Raw genomic sequence first — 4,313 nt, forward strand, 5'->3', positions numbered from 1 at the left:
AAGGCGTTTGTGATGCAAGACAAGACGCCTTTCCTACGCGCAGGGCTGATCGATCCCCGCGTTCCTGATTTCAAACAAGGCTACGCGCTAGGGAATTCGCTATGGATTGTGAAGCAACCCAGCGACTATTACACCCGCCACCTGCTGCTGCACGAGGGGGTGCACTCGCTTGCATTTGACCAATTTGGCGGAGCCGGCCCGTCATGGTTCATGGAAGGAACGGCAGAGCTGCTCTCGACACACTCGGGATCGGCCGCCACTACGGAAATCAATCAGCTGCCCGCCGACCGCGAATCGGTTCCCTATTGGGGGCGATTGAAACTGATCCGACAGCGACGCGACGAAGGGAAGATCCCCACACTCGAAACGGTGATGCGATATCCTGCCAATTTAAACGGTGACGCAGAACGTTACGCTTGGTGTTGGGCTGCTGCGATGCTGTTGTCCGAGTATGACGAATACCGCGATGTCATCGTTACAGCAGCACGCAGCGGCCGCGACAGCAGCAGCAATTTCACTCGCCAGATCTACCAACGTTTGCTGCCCGAATGGCCCGCCGTGATCGCCCGCTGGCGTCTGATGTGCCACGAACTGGATTATGGTTTCGACTGGGAACGCGAACGTGTCGACTTGGCGGTAGATCAGCCGCAATGGAACGGGCAACCGATTTCGCGGGACATCGCTGCGGCAAAGGGCTGGCAATCCCTAGGTGTCCGCTTGCCTGCCGGGATTCGCTTCAAAATTTCAGCGCAAGGGCGATGCGTGATCGCAAAACGCGACAAAGACTGGCAAAGCGAAGCCAACGGGGTCACGATCGAGTACGTCAATGGACGCCCGCTTGGACAGCTGATCGCTTGTCTTGTGCCGCTCAGACAGACAAGCCAACCGCTATGCGAGCCGCTCGAGATTGTTTCGGTTAAGGATGAAATCGAGCTTCAAACCACCGCAGAAAGCTGGCTTGTGCTGCAAATCAACGATGACGTGGCCCAGCGAGCGGACAATTCGGGCAGCTACGCAATCGAACTGTCTCGCGTGAACTAACCAACCTGATCGGGCCATGCGAATCCTTGCAAAGACCCGATTCAGGTGGCGGCGAATACGGTTTTGGCGTGAAAGAAGCCGCCCCTCACCTCTTTATTGCATCTCGATCAATCGAGTTAAGCGGGTTAATTCAAAAATGCTACGCAGATTTTCTTCGACATTTTTGAGCACCAATTTTCGGCCATTTTTGCGGACCAGCAACTGCAAGCGGATCAATTCCGACAACTCTTCGCTGGTAATCCGCTCGACCTGAGAAAGATCGACCTGGATGATCTCGTCCGCCCCTTCTTCCGCTAACTGCCCTGCGACAATGAGCCAATGGACTTGAATTTCCGCGTTTGCGGTCGAGTAACGCTGATGATCCAGTCCAACATCCATTGGTTTCAATCCCGCTTGAATGGGGTGAGAAGTGCGAACCCCCTTTTTCAATGCATCCGGCATGCCGCTATCCGCAAATCCCATCGAAACGCGAACAACAGCCCACCGCCACCCGCTAGACACAAATAAAGGACACGAGCAAACCATTAAGTCTTTTCTTCGGTTTCACGAACACGAGTGTCGTGCCTAGGAAACTGGCAGACGAGCCTAGATAGCGTGCAACTGCGGAAAAAACGCGATTTTACAACATAGGAAGCTCGGTTCCGACAGGCGAAGGCCTAACCCCCATACGAGTGGCAAACCTACACCTTTCGGTTCAGAAAGCAGCTTTACAGGGGGAGCATAAACCCCGCTGTGAATTCAGCAGAGAAAGAGTCTGAGCGGATAGCGTCTGTTTTGTAACTTTGGAGCAGCGGATTCGGTTTGAACTCTACCTAGGTTGGTCTGGTGGAGCTGGATCGATCAGCACCGAGAGGACAGGCGTTTTAGGGGGATGCGAAAAAACTTGTCGTGTGCTTTTTGCGTTGGCTTGATATAATAAAGCTCCTACCCCAGCCCCCACCCACCTCGATTTTTCGCTCACCGACCTCGGCAAAGGGCCGTAAATCAAACGGCCCAAAGAACAAACGGTCCGTAAATCAAACGGCTCGTAAAATAGGCCTAATTCGGTTTGCGATAACACGCAGCAGTTTCGATCGCGGATCAGTCATTTTTACATGACTGGCTTTCATCGATTGGCTGTGATCGATCGCATCCCTGTTTTTGCAATAGACTCCACCATCGGCCGCGTTTCCGCCACGCGTGACCGCTCCAGCCTCCCACTCGCCTACATATCACCGTGATTCCTTCCTCCACAATCCGCCGCTTTGCCTCTACCGCCTTGTTGGGCTGGGTTGCGTGTTGCGTTAGCGCATCCGCCGCCGAGTCGAGCGATGCAGCGGCCTCGCCAGGGGCTCGAATTTACGCAGCACAATGTGCTTCGTGCCACGGCAGTGAGGGGCAGGGCGTCGAGTCAGAATACGCTAGCGCGTTAACAGGCGACTCATCGATTGGCCAACTGACCGAGATCATCTCGGAAACGATGCCTGAGGACGATCCCGAAACATGCCAAGGAGAAGATGCCGAGGCGGTTGCGAAGTATATCTTCGAAACCTTCTACAGCGAAGCGGCGCGATTGCGAAACCGGCCTCCCCAGATTGGGTTGGCGCGACTGACAGGCGACCAATTGCGTCAGAGTTTAGCCGACCTGTACGCACGCATCTCCGGTGGCAGCTGGAACCACGATGAACGTGGAATCCGCGGCACCTACTTTGATACCCCCAAATGGAAAAACGAGGCGAAAAAGATCGAGCGAACGGATGCGGTTCTCGATTTCGATTTTGGTCACGAGGGTCCTGGCGAAGGCGTCGACCCGGCCGAGTATTACATTCATTGGGCGGGTTCGCTGATGGCGGACCGCACTGGCGAATACGAAATTGTGCTGCGAAGCACGTGTTCCTGCAAACTGTATCTTGGCAGCCCGAACCGTATTTTCATCGACAACCACGTGCAATCCGCCGGACGAACCGAGTTCCGCAAACGGATTCATTTGACTGCGGGCCGCGGCTACCCGATCAAACTCGATTTCACGCAGCGGAAACGCAAAACCGATCAACCTCCGGCGTCGGTGTCACTGTCTTGGGTTCCGCCAGGCGGAGTCGAGACGGTGATCCCGCAGCGGCATTTGATCTCGGCAAGCTTTCCGGCCGCGTTTTCGCTACAAACCAAACTGCCACCGGACGACCGTAGTTACGGTTACGAACGAGGCATCGAGATTAGCCGTATCTGGGACGACTCGACGACACAAGCGGCCGTCGAGTTTTCGAAACTTGTCGCGGATGAGCTTTGGCCACACTACGAGCGAAAGAACAAAAAGAAGCCGAACGAAAATCGAGCTCGACTGAGAAGCTTTCTCGAGGAAATCGTCAGCACGGCGTTTCGAGGTTCGCTCGACGACGCGACCCGCAAGGTCTATATCGACAAACAACTCGATGCGACTGACGATGACGCCGAAGCGATTCGCCGCGTGATGTTGTTGGCACTCAAATCACCGCGTTTCCTGTACCCCTTGCTCGATTCGAATCGGCCACCTTCGCAACAGGCGGCCAACCGTTTGACGTTGGTGTTATTCGATTCGCTGCCCAGCGATGAACACTTGCTAAAAAAGATCAGCAAAAATGAGCTCGAATCACCCAATCAGATCGAGCAAGCCGCGTGGCAGATGGTCAACGACTACCGCACCCAAGCCAAGACTCGCGATTTTCTTACCCATTGGTTTGAAGTCGCCGGCAGCGATGAAATCAGCAAAGACGAAGCGAGTTACCCTGGTTTCAACGACGCGGTTCTTAGCGATCTGCGAGCTTCGTTTCATGCCATGATCGATGAAATCGTGTGGAGCGATCCGAGCGATTATCGTCAATTGTTCTTAGCGGATTGGGCCTACACGACATCGCGAATCGCCGAAGTGTACGGTGAGGCGTGGAAACCAAAACAGGCCGCCGCTAACGAGGGCGATGGCAAGAAGGCCGATCGCCCGCAGAACGCTCAGGAACCCAACCCGCTCGTCCCCAGCGTCAGCGAGCCCAAGACGCATCTCGGGCTACTGAATCATCCGCTGTTGATGAGCAAGTTGGCGTACTACCAAACCACATCGCCGATTCACCGCGGCGTATTCCTGTACCGTCATTTGTTTGGCCGCGTACTGCGTCCACCGAACGCAGCTTTTTCTCCGCTGAACGCGGACCTGCACCCACAATTGACGACGCGTCAACGTGTGGAACTACAAACCAACGAAGTGAATTGCCAAGTCTGTCATGAGAAAATTAACGGCCTCGGCTTCACGCTAGAAAACTTTG

General features: G+C 54.8%; 3 protein-coding genes. 2 read left to right on the forward strand and 1 reads right to left on the reverse strand.

The annotated features are described in order from the left end of the window. On the forward strand, positions 1-1,041 hold a 1,041-nt coding region (locus tag RMSM_RS40685), incomplete at its 5' end, for a hypothetical protein (RefSeq protein WP_040764199.1). Positions 1,042-1,134: 93 nt separating this feature from the next. On the opposite strand, the gene RMSM_RS05175 is transcribed toward RMSM_RS40685, so the two are convergent. Beyond that, positions 1,135-1,503: an STAS domain-containing protein gene (locus RMSM_RS05175; protein ID WP_008692573.1), complete on the reverse strand. Its 369-nt coding sequence runs from the start codon at positions 1,501-1,503 to the stop codon at positions 1,135-1,137. A 754-nt stretch (positions 1,504-2,257) separates the two neighbouring features. On the opposite strand from RMSM_RS05175, the gene RMSM_RS05180 reads away from it, so the two are divergent. After that, positions 2,258-4,313: DUF1592 domain-containing protein (locus tag RMSM_RS05180; RefSeq protein WP_040764203.1), on the forward strand; the 2,056-nt coding region annotated here is incomplete at its 3' end.

The sequence above is a fragment of the Rhodopirellula maiorica SM1 genome, assembly GCF_000346295.1.
Classification (GTDB): Bacteria; Planctomycetota; Planctomycetia; order Pirellulales; family Pirellulaceae; genus Novipirellula; species Novipirellula maiorica.